The organism is Streptomyces sp. NPDC047917, from assembly GCF_043204345.1.
Lineage (GTDB): Bacteria > Actinomycetota > Actinomycetes > Streptomycetales > Streptomycetaceae > Streptomyces > Streptomyces sanglieri.
In genome coordinates this window covers 128,397-143,588 of sequence record NZ_JBIDCA010000002.1, presented here as the reverse complement: position 1 = coordinate 143,588, position 15,192 = coordinate 128,397, and the positions used below count along the sequence as shown (strand labels likewise).

Annotated in this window: 20 protein-coding genes; 6 read left to right on the top strand and 14 right to left on the bottom strand. The window is 67.5% G+C overall.

All coding sequences use genetic code 11. From position 1 onward, the window contains the following. The first annotated feature begins 40 nt into the window (after positions 1–40). The 4 genes from ACGF8B_RS04360 (at position 41) to ACGF8B_RS04345 (ending at position 2,397) form a co-directional block, all read left to right on the top strand. Positions 41–817 carry a TioE family transcriptional regulator gene (locus ACGF8B_RS04360; protein WP_392734687.1) on the top strand — a complete coding sequence of 259 codons (777 nt, stop codon included), beginning with the start codon at positions 41–43 and terminating at the stop codon, positions 815–817. 57 nt (positions 818–874) lie between these two features. Then, complete coding sequence (locus ACGF8B_RS04355) at positions 875–1,447, top strand: dihydrofolate reductase family protein (protein ID WP_392734685.1); 573 nt, start codon at positions 875–877, stop codon at positions 1,445–1,447. A 131-nt stretch (positions 1,448–1,578) separates the two neighbouring features. Continuing rightward, complete coding sequence (locus ACGF8B_RS04350; RefSeq protein ID WP_342285240.1) at positions 1,579–1,938, top strand: AraC family transcriptional regulator; 360 nt, start codon at positions 1,579–1,581, stop codon at positions 1,936–1,938. A gap of 48 nt (positions 1,939–1,986) precedes the next feature. After that, positions 1,987–2,397 (top strand): VOC family protein, encoded by a 411-nt coding sequence (locus tag ACGF8B_RS04345; RefSeq protein ID WP_360541905.1) that lies wholly within the window; start codon positions 1,987–1,989, stop codon positions 2,395–2,397. 92 nt (positions 2,398–2,489) lie between these two features. Here the strand turns inward: ACGF8B_RS04345 and ACGF8B_RS04340 are convergent, their stop codons facing one another. Both ACGF8B_RS04340 and ACGF8B_RS04335 read right to left on the bottom strand, forming a co-directional pair. Next, the gene (locus ACGF8B_RS04340; RefSeq protein ID WP_392734683.1) at positions 2,490–2,753 is read right to left on the bottom strand and encodes a hypothetical protein; all 264 of its coding nucleotides are present in this window, start codon (positions 2,751–2,753) and stop codon (positions 2,490–2,492) included. A gap of 126 nt (positions 2,754–2,879) precedes the next feature. Next, entirely contained in the window at positions 2,880–3,242 is a 363-nt protein-coding gene (locus tag ACGF8B_RS04335; RefSeq protein WP_392734681.1) for an ATP-binding protein, read from the bottom strand. Between the two features lie 480 nt (positions 3,243–3,722). Between ACGF8B_RS04335 and ACGF8B_RS04330 the strand changes: the two genes are divergently transcribed. Together ACGF8B_RS04330 and ACGF8B_RS04325 are read left to right on the top strand one after the other, a co-directional pair. Beyond that, positions 3,723–4,574: a helix-turn-helix domain-containing protein gene (locus tag ACGF8B_RS04330; protein ID WP_392734678.1), complete on the top strand. Its 852-nt coding sequence runs from the start codon at positions 3,723–3,725 to the stop codon at positions 4,572–4,574. 11 nt (positions 4,575–4,585) lie between these two features. Next, positions 4,586–4,777 carry a hypothetical protein gene (locus tag ACGF8B_RS04325; protein WP_342285225.1) on the top strand — a complete coding sequence of 64 codons (192 nt, stop codon included), beginning with the start codon at positions 4,586–4,588 and terminating at the stop codon, positions 4,775–4,777. Between the two features lie 71 nt (positions 4,778–4,848). Here ACGF8B_RS04325 and ACGF8B_RS04320 read toward each other — a convergent pair whose 3' ends face one another. From ACGF8B_RS04320 to ACGF8B_RS04265, 12 genes are all read right to left on the bottom strand, one after another. Beyond that, positions 4,849–5,499, bottom strand: a complete 651-nt coding sequence (locus ACGF8B_RS04320) for an OmpA family protein (RefSeq protein ID WP_392735468.1) — start codon at positions 5,497–5,499, stop codon at positions 4,849–4,851. A gap of 8 nt (positions 5,500–5,507) precedes the next feature. Continuing rightward, the gene (locus ACGF8B_RS04315; RefSeq protein ID WP_392734676.1) at positions 5,508–6,125 is read right to left on the bottom strand and encodes a hypothetical protein; all 618 of its coding nucleotides are present in this window, start codon (positions 6,123–6,125) and stop codon (positions 5,508–5,510) included. 31 nt (positions 6,126–6,156) lie between these two features. Beyond that, positions 6,157–6,759 (bottom strand): pilus assembly protein TadG-related protein, encoded by a 603-nt coding sequence (locus ACGF8B_RS04310; RefSeq protein WP_389744133.1) that lies wholly within the window; start codon positions 6,757–6,759, stop codon positions 6,157–6,159. Continuing rightward, a complete protein-coding gene (locus ACGF8B_RS04305) occupies positions 6,756–6,992 on the bottom strand; it encodes a hypothetical protein (RefSeq protein ID WP_360538581.1) in 237 nt (78 codons plus the stop codon). Before ACGF8B_RS04305 ends, ACGF8B_RS04310 begins: the two co-directional genes overlap by 4 nt. A 242-nt stretch (positions 6,993–7,234) precedes the next feature. Beyond that, positions 7,235–8,332 (bottom strand): response regulator, encoded by a 1,098-nt coding sequence (locus ACGF8B_RS04300; RefSeq protein WP_392734675.1) that lies wholly within the window; start codon positions 8,330–8,332, stop codon positions 7,235–7,237. Positions 8,333–8,383: 51 nt separating this feature from the next. After that, positions 8,384–9,700 (bottom strand): sensor histidine kinase, encoded by a 1,317-nt coding sequence (locus tag ACGF8B_RS04295; protein ID WP_392734674.1) that lies wholly within the window; start codon positions 9,698–9,700, stop codon positions 8,384–8,386. A gap of 51 nt (positions 9,701–9,751) precedes the next feature. Beyond that, a complete protein-coding gene (locus tag ACGF8B_RS04290; RefSeq protein WP_360540194.1) occupies positions 9,752–10,639 on the bottom strand; it encodes a DUF5936 domain-containing protein in 888 nt (295 codons plus the stop codon). 14 nt (positions 10,640–10,653) lie between these two features. After that, the gene (locus ACGF8B_RS04285; protein ID WP_360538590.1) at positions 10,654–11,592 is read right to left on the bottom strand and encodes a type II secretion system F family protein; all 939 of its coding nucleotides are present in this window, start codon (positions 11,590–11,592) and stop codon (positions 10,654–10,656) included. A 10-nt stretch (positions 11,593–11,602) separates the two neighbouring features. Next, positions 11,603–12,940 (bottom strand): CpaF family protein, encoded by a 1,338-nt coding sequence (locus tag ACGF8B_RS04280; RefSeq protein WP_389744126.1) that lies wholly within the window; start codon positions 12,938–12,940, stop codon positions 11,603–11,605. Between the two features lie 67 nt (positions 12,941–13,007). Next, positions 13,008–13,406, bottom strand: coding sequence for a TadE/TadG family type IV pilus assembly protein (locus ACGF8B_RS04275; RefSeq protein WP_392734671.1), 399 nt, complete (start codon positions 13,404–13,406; stop codon positions 13,008–13,010). Continuing rightward, complete coding sequence (locus ACGF8B_RS04270) at positions 13,403–13,894, bottom strand: TadE family protein (RefSeq protein ID WP_392734670.1); 492 nt, start codon at positions 13,892–13,894, stop codon at positions 13,403–13,405. Before ACGF8B_RS04270 ends, ACGF8B_RS04275 begins: the two co-directional genes overlap by 4 nt. Positions 13,895–13,909: 15 nt before the next feature. Continuing rightward, positions 13,910–15,187 (bottom strand): CpaE family protein, encoded by a 1,278-nt coding sequence (locus tag ACGF8B_RS04265; protein WP_392734668.1) that lies wholly within the window; start codon positions 15,185–15,187, stop codon positions 13,910–13,912. Positions 15,188–15,192 lie beyond the last annotated feature (5 nt).

Genomic DNA, 15,192 nt, shown 5'->3' with positions numbered 1-15,192 from the left:
GAACCTTCGGTTGAAACTTTCCCGCGATATCGGCAGGACCATGGGGCAGAACCTTAAAAGTGGTGATCGGCTCAGGCCGGTCGATCTGGCGCGCGAGCACGGCCTGTCCACGCAGGCGGTCAGGAACTACGAGGAGGCCGGCATCCTCCCGGCCGCCGATCGCACGCCCCACGGCTACCGCGCCTACACCCCGCTGCACGCGGGCGCCCTGCGCGCGTTCCTCGCCCTGGTCCCCGGCCACGGCCACGGAACGGCGACGTCGATCATGCGGGCGGTGAACCGGGACGCGGTGGACGAGGCATTGCACCTCATCGACGAGAGCCACGCCCAGCTCCTCGACGACCGCCAGACCCTCCGCGCCGTGGAACGCGCCCTCCGGGACCTGGACGGCGCCGCGGGGTCGGGGCCGGGGTCCGTCCCCGCTACCGGGTCCGGGCGCGGGAGCACGTTCATCGGGCCACTGGCGAGGCAGCTCGGAATCCGGCCCGCGACACTGCGCAAGTGGGAGCGCGCCGGACTGGTGCTCCCGCCCCGCGACCCGGGGACCGGATACCGCGTCTACGACGAGGCTGCCGTACGGGACGCCCGGCTGATCCACCAACTCCGCCGGGGCGGCTACCTGTTGGAACAGATCGCCCCACTGATCGCCCAGGTGCGCGCGGCGGGCGGCCCGGAGCCGCTGGAGGCCACCCTGCGCGGCTGGCACGCCCGGCTTTCCGCCCGGGGGCGAGCGATGCTGTCCGGGGCGGCCGAACTGGAGGCGTACCTCCGCAAGACGGAGTCCTTGATCCGCACCGGACCGATGAGTTCCTCGTAACCCCGCAGTCAGCACACAAGTAAGCAAGCAATGGTTCGTGAAGCAAGGAGTCCCAGGATGCGCACCCTGATCAGTACCGCCTTCGTCTCGCTCGACGGTGTGGTGGAGGCCCCGGGCGGCGAGCCCGGCTACCGGAACTCCGGGTGGACGTTCAAGGACATGGAGTTCGTCCCGGAGGCGTTCGAGATCAAGGGCCGGGAGCAGCAGGAGGCCGCCGCGATGATGATGGGCCGGGTCAGCTACGAGGCGTTCAGCCCGGTGTGGCCGGACATGGCGGACTTCGCCGACTACAAGCAGATGCCGAAGTACGTGGTCTCCACCACCCTCACCGAGGACGACCTGGTCTCCAACTGGGGCGAGACCACGATCCTGCGCTCACTCGACGAGATCGCCGCCCTGAAGGAGACCGACGGCGGCCCGATCATCATCCACGGCAGCGCCACCCTCACCCGGAACCTCTCGGACGCCGGCCTGATCGACCGCTACCACCTCCTCGTCTTCCCGCTGCTGCTCGGCGCGGGCAAGCGCCTGTTCAGCGACACGGACAAGGACACCCAGAAGCTGAAGCTCGTCGAGCACGCGGCGTACTCGAACGGCCTGCAGATGAACGTCTTCGACGTCGTCCGCTGACGCCCCGCCGCAGTGGGCGCCGCATCTGGACTCCGGCCGGTGGACGCGCGTACCCCCTGTGGTGTGATGACCCCGTGAACCGCCCCGTGAACCGCGCCGCGAGCAGCGCCGTGGAGGAGACCAACCGCCGCATGCTCCGGGCGCGGGACGCGATGGACCGCGCCTATGCGCAGCCACTGGACGTCCCGGCCCTGGCCCGGATCGCGCACGTGTCGCAGGCCCACTTCACCCGTACGTTCCGGGCCACGTTCGGCGAGACACCCCACCGCTATCTGCAACGCCGCCGCGTCGAGCGTGCGATGTTCCTGCTGCGGGAGACCGACCGCAGCGTGACGGACATCAGCTACGAGGTCGGCTTCGGGAGCCCGGGGACGTTCAGCCGTACGTTCCACGACATCGTCGGCCGCTCGCCCAGGACGTACCGCAAGGAATCGACGGCCACGGGCGTCCCGACGTGCTTCACCATGGCCTGGATGCGCCCGAGCAGCTGAGCAGTTTTGGATAAGTTCTTTCCGAGCCTGCCCCGTAGCGTGATGCACATGTTCAACGCCATCACGCAATCACAGATCTACGTCCTCGACCAGGACGAGGCCCTCGACTTCTACGTCGGCAAGCTCGGCCTGGAGGTCAGCGCCGATGTCCAGCTGGGCTTCATGCGCTGGCTGACCGTCAGTGTCCCCGGACACCCCGAACGCCAGATCCTGCTGGAGAAGCCGGGTGCCCCGGCCATGTCCGAGGAAACGGCGCAGCAGGTACGCGAGTTGGTGACCAAGGGTGCGATGGGCGGCTGGCTCATCTTCACCACTGACGACTGCCGCAAGACGTACGAGACGCTGCTGGCCCAGGGCGTCGAGTTCACCGAGGAGCCCACCGACCGCCCGTACGGGACCGACTGCGGCCTGCGCGACCCCTTCGGCAACCGCATCCGCTTCACCCAGCCGAAGGGCTGAGCGCCTGTTGCAGCCGGACAACGACAGGGGCCCGGCACCGCGAGACTCACGCGGTGCCGGGCCCCTGCGCGGTCGCGGGCGGCCCCAGGGCGTCATCCATGGTTGGCCAGGAACACGGCCCCCATGATCAGGAGGATTCCGCAGCCGAAGACCGCACCGATCCCAGGGTTCCGTCGCTGCACGGCAGTCCGGCCGAGCATCCCCAGAACCGGAATCCAACCGGCCGCATAAACGACCCAGGCGATTTTCGGCATCACCGGACTGGAATCCGCTTTGAACAGCACCCACGCCACAAACACAAAGAGAGCCGGTGCAGCCCACAGGTTGCGCTCGATCGTTTCCTGACGTTCCGACAACGAGATCCCCCGGTCAAGTAAGTGCGCGGCTGTACAGGAAGCTGCCGATCAAGTACGCCCCACACCCCTATCCTCGCGGCCTTGATCGCAGATATCCACACCTGCTCTCCACAACCCTCCGACCCGTCAACGAGGCAGCATCACCCATGACTTGATACCCAACTGCGGCGGCTGCGCCTCGCAGACGCCCCATTCCCCGCCCCAGTCGTCGACCACGGCCGCCAGCAACCACAACGCCCGCCGTCGCCGTGTCTCGCAGAGCGTCGCCAGGTCACGATCGCCGTGGTGCGGATGCCGGTCCCAGACGAGAAGACGGATCGCGTCACTCCGGTGCCGCAGGGAGACGTAGAGCTCCCGCCCCGGGCTCATCCTGGCGGTGACCGCGACGAGTTCGGCGACGGCATACGTGGCGGGCCAGACGTACGGGGCGAGCCCGTTGGCCTCCAACGCGGCGGCGACGGCGGTACGCCCGACGAACGCACTGCGCACGTCCCCGGGGAGCGTGAAGCTGAGAGCGAGCCCTCGACCGGACCCGCCCGGCCGAGGGGCGGACTGCGGGGCCGGTCGCAGAGCGCGGTGGGAATACGGGGCCGGCGTGCGCGCCTCGGCAACGGCCGGGCAGAGCGGGGCACGTGGCGACGAATGCATGACTGACTCCCCTGGTGCGGGTGGCGGGTTGGCGGCATCTCTCTTTCGCGTGGGCGCGCACGGGTGGCTCACGTTGTTGTGTTGTGGACGAGCGGTGGCCTGTCTCCCTGACGCGGGACCGCCCCTCCCAGGGCAGGAGGTTGCGGGCAGGACCGCGTGATGCACTTCCGGCTCGTCAGCGCTGTGTGAGCGGTGCGTGACCTAACGTAGCGCAGCAATGGCACGCGTGCCGTTGAGTTGGAGGCAATTGCCTCCAATGTGTTGGACTGGGCACCCTCTGCGGCGGCAGACTGTCCCCACAGTCCGCGGAAGAGAGGGCCTATGCCAAGCAGTTCCACTCCGACAGAGCGCCAGAAGCGGCTCGGTGCCGAGCTGCGCAAGATGCGCGTCGCAGCCGAGGCAACCACCTCGTACGCGGCCGGACTACTGGGCATCGACCGGACGAAGATCTCGAACATGGAGGGCGGCGTCCGCCCGATTACGCCCGCTCGCGTGCGGACCTTGGCCTGCAACTACGCCTGTGCCGAGGCTCTCTACGTAGACGCACTCGCCAAAATGGCCGAGCAGCCCGAACGTGGGTGGTGGGAGCAGTACAGGGGCACTCTCCCGTCCGGCCTCCTGGACATCGCCGAACTGGAATGGCACGCAACGCGTATCCGCACTGCGCAGACCGTCCACCTTCCTGGCCTGCTCCACACCGACGGGTACGCCCGCGCGGTGTTCGGCGCCGTTCTGCCCGAACTGACCCGGCTGGAGATCGAACTGCGGGTCGCACACCGCATGGAACGGCAACAGGTACTCGACCGCGAAGTCCCCATCGCCTATGTGGGGTACGTACATGAGGCCGCCCTGCGCATGCAGTTCGGAGGCCGGGACGTCACGCGCGAGCAGTTGTTGCACCTGTGCGAGATGTCGGAGCGGGAACACATCGATGTGCGGGTGATCCCGGTGGACCGAGGCGCGTTCCCCGGAGCGGGACACGCACTCCTCTATGCCCACGGTGTTGTGCCCCAACTCGACACCGTGCAGCTCGACTCAGCTCACGGTCCCGAGTTCATGCACGCGGATGCGCAGCTGACCAAGTACCGCGCACATCTGGACTGGATGGAGGACGCCTCGCTGCCTTCCGGCGACTCCCGGGACTTCATTCGCGCCATCTCCCGTCAACTCTAAGGATGTTCAGCATGCCCGAGATCGACTGGGAAGAGCCGTACTGCGGCGAGGGGAACAACTGCTTCAGGCTCGGCACAGACAGGGAAGGCAATGGATTCATCGCCGTTCGCGGCGAGGAGGATCGTTACCTCGTCGACAGCCGCGAAGCGCTCCAGCAACTGATCCGCGACATCAAGGCCGGCAAGGCCGACCACCTGCTGTAGCCGGACGACGACAAGGGCCCGGCGCCACGCGATGTGCTCGCGGTGCCGGGCCCCTGCTGTGGCGCTGGTCCTCAGGAAGACGTGCCGCGCGGGAAGGAGACCTCCACGCGGCGGTTCTTCTTGCGACCCTCTTCCGAGCTGTTGTCGGCGATCGGGTACTGCTCGCCGTAGCCACGGATCTCGAAGGTGACGGTCGATCCGAGATCCTTCACCAGCACCGACTGCACCGCGTTGGCGCGCTGCTTGGACAGCACGTCGCCATGCTCCGACGAGCCGAGGTTGTCGGTGAAGCCGAAGACGCGCACCTTGGTGGCGTTCTGCTTCTTGATCTCGGCGGCGATGGCAGCGATGCGGGAGTTGGCCGCGGAGCTCAGCTTGGCACTGTCCTTGCCGAAGAGGACCTCGGCCTGGAGCGCGAACTTGATGTTCGCGTTGCTGTCCTCGCGACGCTCGTCGCCTCCCATGTCCTCGACCACCTGGACAATGTCGAGAACCTTGGCGGGGGCTAGCGTGCCACCCTCGGGCATCTTCAGGTCGGGGTCGTTGGGGTCAACCTTGACCGGGGGCACTGACGTCGCCTCAGTGCCGGGGGGCACACTGGGGCCGTCGTCGGCGATCGCGCTCGGCACCCCCAGGAAGGCGGCACTTGCCGTGAGCAGAGCGGCTGCGATGACATGGCCCGCAATCTGCGTTGGCCTGCGGCGTTTCAGGGAGTGGGTCATGTCGGTCATCACCCAGAGATCTTCAGCGACGCAGTGGCAAACGTCGGCAGCGTGAAGTCAACCTCAGTGCTGGTGGCGGGAGGAGCTGGGAACTGCATGAAGATGGGGACCGACCCTCCGGCCGAAATCGCTGTCAGCCCGGTTGTGCAGAGGCATCGCCCATCCGTGTCCCGAAGAATGTAGTAACGCTTCTTGCCAACCTTGTCCACAAGTGTCGCGCCCGCTACAGAATTCGGGTTACTGGCCACGATGGCGCTCTCACTACCCGACAGCTGAGAGCTGCTGCTAGCCGTGTCGCTCTCATTCTTGATCACTCCACTGACAGTAACGAACCCGCCACTATCGCGCTTTACCTCGTTGACGACAAGAATCAGCCCATCGCGACCATTGACCTGAGCGAGTTTCACACTCGGGTCCACGTTGTCCCCTGCCGCAGTGTCCTCCTGCTTCGCCCCCTTGTCCCCCTCGGAGGGCTTGGAAGGGATGGAGGACGACGGCGACGAGCCCGAATCGCTCGTCTTTCCGCCACCATCAGTGCCGCAACCGGTGGCAGCCAAGGGCAGCACCGCCGCCAGCGAGACGGCTGCCACCGCCCTTCGGAACCTGGTGGAGCGCCGAATGCTCATGGGTTCTGATTCCTTTACTCGTCGTTCGCCATCAATTGTCGACCAGGTGCACGTCGTAGAGGATCTTGCTCACCTGCGACCAGGGGGGCGGACTGCCTGGACTGATTTCCAGGAAGTCCGTGCCGCACGTGAAGAAGAAGATGTCCCGGATGCTGTCGTCGTTGAGATCGACGGACGTCCAGCTACAACGAAACTTGATGACAGCGGTGGCTGTAGCCTCCGCCCTCGTATTCTCCGAGCCAGGCAGAACCGACGAGTCGACCGCCTTGCGTCCCTCGACCCGGACCTTGATCCGGTCTTCGTAACCACCGGGGATCGCGTAGCAGGACTTGACGTCCGCCTGATTGTCAGAGGCAAGCCCCTGTGCCGCGGAGCAGCCCATCACCGGGTGGGCCCGAAGGTACGTATCGAGCAGGTCCTCGGGGAGCGAGGCGAGGAATCCGGCCTCGAAGTTGTCGCGGGCCTCACGCGCTGCGGCCAGCGCCGCCGCGTCCGCCGCTCCCTGGGCACCGTTGCGCAAGGCGGCTGCCTTGCCGACGGCAAAGAATGCGAACACGAGGAAGAGCAGGCCCGCCACCATCACTACGTAGATGGGGAAGGCCTGCCCTGCATCGCGGCGGCTACGTCCGATCACTTGCCCCCCGAGGTGATGGAGGTCACGAGACCCTTGATCCGCGTAGAAATCGCGTCGCCGATACCCGTGGCCATGATCGCGCCGATGATCGCCACGACCACCAGGATGATGCCCAGGTACTCGAACGCCGTCTGGCCGCGGTCCAGGTTCTCGTAGCGCTTCTGGATGCGGGTCACGGCGGTGTTGGCCCAGCCGTTGATACGGACGGCGGTCTTCAGGGTGATGTCCGACATGGTGTTCCCCTCCGGGTTCGGCCGACCGGTAGCCGGCCGACTCGCAAGTTTCTTTGGTGTCGCCTGCGGTACCGGCTTCCTCCTGGCCGGTACCGCTGGCGACATGAGAAACATATGGCGGTGCACCCCGCTCGCCGGAGGGTCCCAGGGCCCATTCCCGGGCCCAAAACGTCAGTTGGGCCTTCGCCTCCGAGGCGTGCTGCCAGGCCCCACGCCCCGCTCGCCCCGTCCCGGCCTGTCGCTCAGCCACGGTGACCACCGGCCTCGCGCGCTCCGCGCCCCGCCGAGGGCGCCGTGCCGAGCCAGCGGGCAATGGCCTCGCTGCGGCTCGCGCTGTGCAGCTTGGTGAAGATGCGGTTGATGTGGTTCTTGACCGTCTTCTCGCTGATGAAGCAGGTGGCGGCGATCTGCTGATTGCTCATGCCGGAAGCGATCAGCTCCATGACCTCCACCTCCCGTGAACTCAACCCGTACTGCTGCCTGTTGAGCATCGCGCCCGGTTCCCCGGCCATGGAAGACTGTGCCACAACTGGTTGCAGATGCGAAAGACCCTGCGGTGTCCGGACAGGTCGCGGCGCAGGTGGAGACAGTTCGGGTTGGGGTGCATGTGCAGGCGCACCGTGTTGCTGAACGGAACTCGGGGCGTGGCCGTCGTATCCGGGTCCCTGGTAGGGAACCCCCGTGGTCAGAGCCGTCCCGAGCCCTTCCGGAAGCGGTCGTGACTGCGCCCCTGGCCCCTGACGCATGTGGGCGAGGAGGGCGTTGGCCGCGGTGGCGGTGAAGTGGGCGCGGCCGTCCCTCGTGTCGCGCACGGCCTGCACCAGTTGATCTGCCGTGAATTCGCCGTGAACCAGATAGCCGCTCGCGCCCAGGCGCAGCGCCTCGTGGACGATCTCGTTCTCTCGGCTGTAGGTCAGCATCATGACGGGCGCGACCTGCACGAGGTGCGGCAGCGCGGAGATGCCGTCGACGCCGGGCATCCGGACGTCCAGCAGGACGACGTCCGGACGGCGCTGGACGGCCATGTCGTAGGCCTGGCGGCCGTCCGCGGCCTCCGCGACGACCTCGATGTCGTCGCGGCCGGAGAGCAGGACGCCGAGGCCGGCCCTGACCACGGGGTTGTCGTCGGCGACGACGACCCGCAGGGCACTGGGAAAGGCCACGGGTGCCGCTGCGGGGAACGGAGGCATGGGCTCGGATGCCGCGGGCTGCTGGGGGACGGGGAACGCGTTGGAACTGGGCTCCGAGTTGAGCGGGGTGACGTGCGAGGACGTGTGCTGGGACGCGTGGTTCTGAGCGGCCCAGTTCTGGCCCGACGCTCGGGAGACGTCTTCCGGCATCTGCGACCTCCTCTCAAGGGTCTCTGGGGGCGAGGGTGAAAACGTAGCGGTTCAGTCGGTCTGCTCCGCGCCGGCAGAGGCGAGGAGAGCTGCGATCGGAAGTTCCAGGCGGACCTCGGTGCCCTTGGTCTCCTTCCCCTTTCCGATGCGGATGCGGGCGCCGATGGACGCGGCACGCTCAACCATTCCGACCAGGCCGAAGTGCCCGGCGTGCCGGAGGTCGTCGAGCGTCGTGCCCGGGGGCAGGCCGCGCCCGTCGTCGTACACGCTGACGCGCAGGACATCGCCCTTCACACCTGCGAGTACGACGAGGTAGGTGGGGTGTGCGTGACGGTGGGCGTTTTCCATCGCCTCGGAGGCGATGGTGAACAGCTGGCGGGCGACGACCTGGGGGACGTGCGGGATCGGCTCGTCGCTGAGAAGTCGGAAGGTTGCGGTGAGTCCGTGCCGTCGGGTGAAGTCCTCTGTGCGGGCGCGGAGTTCGCGTACGACGTCCACTCCGCCGTCCAGCCCCGACTCGCGGCGGAGGTCCGAGAGGAGTTCGCGGGATTCCGCCGCGGCGCGGCGGGCGGCGCGTGCGACCAGCTCCGCCTGATGTTTGACGGTCAGCGGATCCATCCGGTCGGACGAACCGGCCAGGCCGTCGGCTGCCAGGGCCAGACCGTGCAGGGTCTTGGCGACCGAGTCGTGCATCTCCCGGGCGAGGCGAGTGCGTTCGGCCTCCACGGCCTCGTTGACGGCGAGACGGGCGCGGGTCTCGGTGAGCGCCTGGCTGGCCGTCCCGAAGCGGAGGAGCAGATTGCGAAGCGTGACGCCGACGGCGCCCGCGATGACGCAGAAGCCGGGGAGCAGGAACGCCGTGGCGTCCGCGGGCTGGAGTTTCGGGTCGGTGGCGTACACACCGAGCACGATGACGATCTGGAGTGCGGCGAAGACCGCCGCCCCGCGCCAGCCCGAGACGAGACCGGCCAGCAGAGGGGTGCACGCGGTGACATACGCGAGCGTGGATTCGGGCGTGGCCGTGACCAGCAACAGGGCGCCGAAGAAGGCATCGATGCCCAGCAGCCAGGGGTGGCGCAGCAGAACGGGGCCGAAGCGTTCCCAGTCGCGGAACAGGACGTAGGAACCCATGAAGGTGACAAGGATGGCCGAGCCGATCAACCAGGAGGCCAGACCCGATGCGGTGTGGTCTAGCGCAAACGGCGTGGCCATGGCGATCATCGCGAGCCGGAAGCCGAAGACCTGCCTGCACATCGCCTGGAGCGCGTTCAGCTGGATGGCGAACGCCGGGCGGGAGCCCGGATCGGCTATCGCGCTGCGTACCTCCGCGTCCAGTCCGGTCTGGGTCCCACCGAGTTGGAACGACATGAGCCTGTCACCTCCTCCGCCCCGATTTCTCTGCCGCCCGCGTCGTTCACATCAGCCGCCCGAGAGGAAGCCCAGGTCGATGTCGGCTCCGTAGACGAAGCCGACCGTCAGCAGCACCAACGTTCCGGGGAGCAGAAAGGTGGTGACCGCGAAGGTCGCCTTGGGAACGGCCCTGGCCGCCTTCCGGCGGGCGTTCTGGGCGTCGGTGCGCCGCATGTCGTTGGCGATCTGGATCAGCGTCTCGACGATCGGGGCACCGAGCTCCTCACCTTGCTGGAGCGTCGTCACGAACATCGCGACCTGCTCCGAGTCATTGCGTTTACGCAGCTGCTCGAAGGCCTCCCGGCGGCTGACGCCCATGTCCATCTGGCGCAAGGTGATGCGGAGCTCGTCGGCCCAGGGCCCCTCGTACTTGTCGGCGACGCGCCCCAGCGCCTGACGGAAACCGAGTCCCGCCGACACGACGACTGCGAGCACGTCGAGGAAGTCCGGGAGCGTCCGGTCGATGTGTTCACGGCGGACGCGCACCGCCGACCAGAGCCCGACCTCGACCCAGAACATCCCGAAGGCGACCAGAATCAGGGCGAAGAAGATCTGGCCTCGCAAGAGCATCGTGAAGGCCCCGAGCGTGCCGAGGCCTCCGTAGACGGCGCGGCGCGCCGCGTAGCGGTCGATCGTCAGACCGCCGGGGTTGCCCGCCAGGTCGATCTGGCGGCGCTTCTTGTTGACGGCCTTGGGCCCCATCATCCGCAGGACCGCGGGGGCCCAGCGCATGCCGAGACGGTCGATGCCGGAGCCGACCGCGCTGGTGCGGGTGGAACCGACCTCCAGCGCGATCGCGAGGTCACCGGGGAGCTTCGCGTCGCGCCGGTACATGCGGATCCCGGCGATGGCCCCGTACACCGCGAGTCCCATGACGCCTGCGAGCAGCAGGTCCATGTTCGCCCCGCCCATCAGACGTCGATCCGGGACATGCGGCGGATCACGATGAATCCGATCGCGTACAGAACGATGGAGACGACCACCGCGACCTGGCCGAAGAAGGCGCCGGTCATCCGGTCGAGTGCGCCGGGCATGACCGTGTCCATCAGGAGCATGGTGCCCAGGCCGAACATCGGGACGGCGTAGGCGGTGACGGTGACCTGGGAGAGCTGGGTCTTGACCTCTCGGCGGGTCTCCTTGCGCTCCTCCAGCGTCTCGGTGAGGTTGCGCAACGAACTCACGACCGTTCCGCCGGCCCGGTTGGACAGGACGAGGGTGGTGACGAGGACGACGAGTTCGCGGGAGGGCAGACGGTCGGTCAGCTCGCTCAACGCGTCGTCGAGCGGTTCACCGACGGCGAGGCGCCGCGAGACCCGGGACAGTTCCTCGCCCGCCGGGTTGTCCATCTCATCCGCTGCCATGCTGATGGAAGTACGCAGCGCGAGGCCGGCCTGGGTGGCGTTGGCGAGGATGCGGGCGAGCTCGGGAAGCTGGTTGATGAAGCGCTCGGTGCGCTTGGTCCGCTGCCAGTTCAGGAAGGCGTTGGTGCCCCAGAGGCCGATGAGGGCGGCGACCGGGCCGAAGAAGCTGGCGAGGAGCGACGAGGCGATCAACCAGAGCCCGGCCAGGGCGGCGAGCGCGTAGACGAAGAACTCGCCCGGAGTGATGTCCAGGCCGGTGGCGGCCAGTTTGAGTTCGATCTTCCGGCCCAGGCCGGTCTTACGCAGTCTGCTGTCGAAGCCCCGGAAGCGGCGGTGGCGTCCCGTCTCCGGGATGTGACCGGTGTGCGAGAGCCGGTCCACCATGGCGTCACGGTCGGCCTTGCCACCGGAGTAGGCGTGCAGGCCCACGACGCCAGTGACGCCGGCGAGCAGCGTCACGCCGATGGTGAGAAGAGGAAGATTCGTCATGGCACGTTACCTAGTTGGCCTCTCGGGTGGCGAGCTGTTCGGCGGATTCGGCGACCCCGAAGGCCTGCGGGATGGGCTGGCTGGCCATGTAGAGGCGCTCGGCGATCTTGCGCGGGATCGGGAGGTAGTTGAACTCGCCGTTGATCCGCCCCTCGGCGTCCATCGGCTGGGCGTCGAACTTGGCGACGGTCACGATGCGGTAGGGGTCGCGCCCGTGCGAGTCGAGGACTGCGATCTCGGTGATCTTTCGGGAACCGTCGGCGTGCCTGGTGAGCTGGACGATCACGTCGACGGCGCTGTTGATCTGATCGTGCAGTGCCTCGAACGGGATCTTGATCTCGGACATCGAGGCCAGGGTCTGCAGACGCATGAGCGCGTCCTCGGCGTTGTTGGCGTGGACGGTGGCGAGCGAGCCGTCGTGACCGGTCGACATCGCCTGGAGCATGTCGAGCGACTCACCGCCACGGACCTCACCGACGACGATGCGGTCGGGTCGCATACGCAGGGAGTTGCGGACCAGGTCACGGATGGTGATCTGGCCCTTGCCCTCGACGTTCGCCGGCCGGGACTCCAGCCGGATGACGTGGCTCTGCTGGAGCTGGAGCTCGGCCGAGTCCTCGATGGTGACGATGCGCTCCCTGTCGGGGATCAGACCGGAGAGCGCGTTGAGGAGCGTCGTCTTCCCGGTACCGGTGGCACCGGAGACGATGACGTTGAGCTTGGCCTGGACGAGGCCGGCCAGCAGGATCAGCATCTGATCGTCGAGCGAGCCGACATTGATCATTTCCTGGAGCGTGAAGGCCCTCGGGAACCGTCGGATGGTGAGCGTGGCGCCGGTCAGCGACAGCGGCGGGATGATCACGTTGACACGCTCACCACTGGGTAGACGCGCGTCAACCATGGGGTTCTGCTCATCCACACGACGGTTGACCGTCGACACGATGCGCTCGATGGTCTGCATCAGCTGTTCGTGCGAGCTGAAGCGCATCGGCAGCTTCTCGACCTTGCCGCTGCGCTCGACGAAGATCTGGTCCGGCCCGTTCACCATGATTTCGGTGATCGACGCGTCTTCGAGGAGCGGTTCCAGAATGCCGAGCCCGAGGGCCTCGTCGACGACCCGGCGGATCAGCTGAGTGCGTTCGACCGTCGAGAGGACCGGGCCCTCACGGCTGATGATGTGGCTGAGTACACGCTCCAGCCGAGCCCGCCGGTCTGCGGCGGCGAGCGAGGACATCTCCGCCAGGTCGATCTCTTCGAGCAGCTTGGCGCGGTAGGTGGCCACCATGTGGCTGTCTTCCCGCGCCCCGCCGTTCTTCTCGGGGGCGGTCATGCGTGCCCGCAGACTCATTCCGTGACTCCTCGTTCCCACTTGCTTGGTGATCCGCCGCTGGGGCAGCGGTGCGGTGCGCCGCCGGTCAGGTGCGGGGCATCGTGGAACTGCGTTCGGCCGGGCCCCAGATATGGACGCCCGGGATGATGTCCGGCACGTCGACGCTGACGGTGCAGGTGACCTCGTCGAAGGAGGAGGGCCCGTAGACATCGGCCCGGTCAGCGGTCCAGTCGCTCATCGCGTCCTTGGCTGCCCCCTCGTCGCAGCCACCCATCGACATGCTGGCCATACGGGCTCCCGCGCGGGCCCCGGTACCCGCCTGGTTGGCGGCGTACGCGGCGAGGCCCGCCTGGATCGCCAGGAGACCGACCAGGAGCAGCAGAGGGATGAAGCCCAGGTACTCGATGGCGACCTGGCCCCGATCGCGGCGGGAGGTGGCGGTGGTGGCGACCGTCCGGCCGGATGTCTGCGTGCGTGTACTCATCGGTCGGCCTCCACCGGGAACGCGGCATTGCCTTCGACACGAAACGGCCAGTTGAGTACGCCGGGCAACAGGACCGGAACCTGCAGCTTGACCTCGGCCTCGTACATGTCTCCCGAGCTGCGGCACGTCGTCCGCTTCATCGACTCCCGCCAGGCCTTCGGCAGATTCTTCTCGGCCGCGTTCCGACATGCCTGCCCGCGCACGCCCGGCGCGATGGCTCCCTGGTGCGCGGCCTTGTCCGCCGCGTTCCCCGCCAGGCTGAACGTGTAGCCGATCAGCGCGCACTGCCAGAGCGCGACCGCCAGCAGGATGATCAGCGGTGTGACGCCGAGGAACTCGATCGCGGTCTGGCCGCGATCACGCTCGCGGCCGAACAGCCGTCCGCGCGTCCGTCCCCGTGTCAGGCCCCGATCGGGCGGCCCCGCCGGGGCAACGTCACCGCAACGCCTTCCCCGTATCTCCGTGTCTCTCGTCTCGGTAAGTGCCATTGGTCAACTTGCCCCCTAGGTCGTCTGCCGGTTCCGGGCGTCGCGGTCGCGTCGGCGCCCGATCGAGCCTCGGTCGTTCTTGAACTTCGCGATGCTCTTCGCGCCGTTCTTCTCCTTCTCAGGAACCTTGACGATGCCGAGCTCGCCCGCAAGGGCCCAGAGGGCCTGTTTGACCGTGCTCTTGGAGTCGAGTTCATGCAGCCGGCCCGCGTCGACGACGGCCTGGAGCTCCTTGAAGTTCGCAGGAACGGCGGTGCTGGCCGTCGTGGTTCCGGTGATCTTCTCGATCAGCTGCGGCTGGATCTCCGTGCTGCGGATGAAGCGGTTGACAAGCGTGATCGTGTCCTCGGCCTTGCGGATCTGGAGCCGTTCCCACATCCGTACGACCCGCTTGGCACCGCGCACCGCGATCACATCGGGTGTGGTGACCAGCAGTGCCGTGTCGGCCATCTCGATGGCCGCGGCGCTGGCGCCCTGGAGCTGGCTGCCGCAGTCGATCACCACGATCTCGTAGCGCGAGCGCAGGGCGCTGACGATCTGCCGGGCCGAGCGGTCGCTGACCTCCTCGGCGCTCTCGCCCTCGTTGGGGGCCAGCAGCAGCGCCAGGCCGGTGCCGTGACTGAACACCGCATCGGACAGGACGCGTGGCGATATGTCGGTGATCGTCGAAAGGTCGACGATCGAGCGCCGGAACTGCACATCGAGATACGAGCCGATGTCACCGGTCTGAAGGTCCATGTCGACCAGGGCCACAGTGCGCCCGGACTTCTGGGATGCCAGGGCGATCTGTACGGCGGTGACGGTGGCGCCCACACCGCCCTTGGCACCGCTGACGGTGACGACCGTACCGCCGGGACCGGTGAAGACATCGTTCCCGGTGGTCAGGTGGCGGCGGACTCCGACGGCCCATTGGGCCGCGGATTGAACCCTGCTGGCCAGTTCTTCGTAGCTCAGGGGGAGGGTGATGACACCACGCGCACCCGACTCCATCGCGGACGAGAACAGACCGGGGGTGACATCGGCGGTGATCAGCACGACCCCGATGGCGGGGAAGCGCAGGGAGACCTCCCGGATCAGTTCCAGCGCCGGCACCGGTCCGATCCGCTCGTGGACCAGCACGACCTCGGGCAGATCGTCGAGCGCTTCGCCCGCGAGGCGGGCGAGGGTGTCGATGAGCTGCGTCGAGTCGGTGACCGGAGCGGCCGGCTCTGCGTCGGGGAGCTGGCTGAGCAGGGTGGTGACGGATCTGGCCGCGTCGATGTCACCGACGGCCGGGAGGATCCTCGTGGTCATTCGAT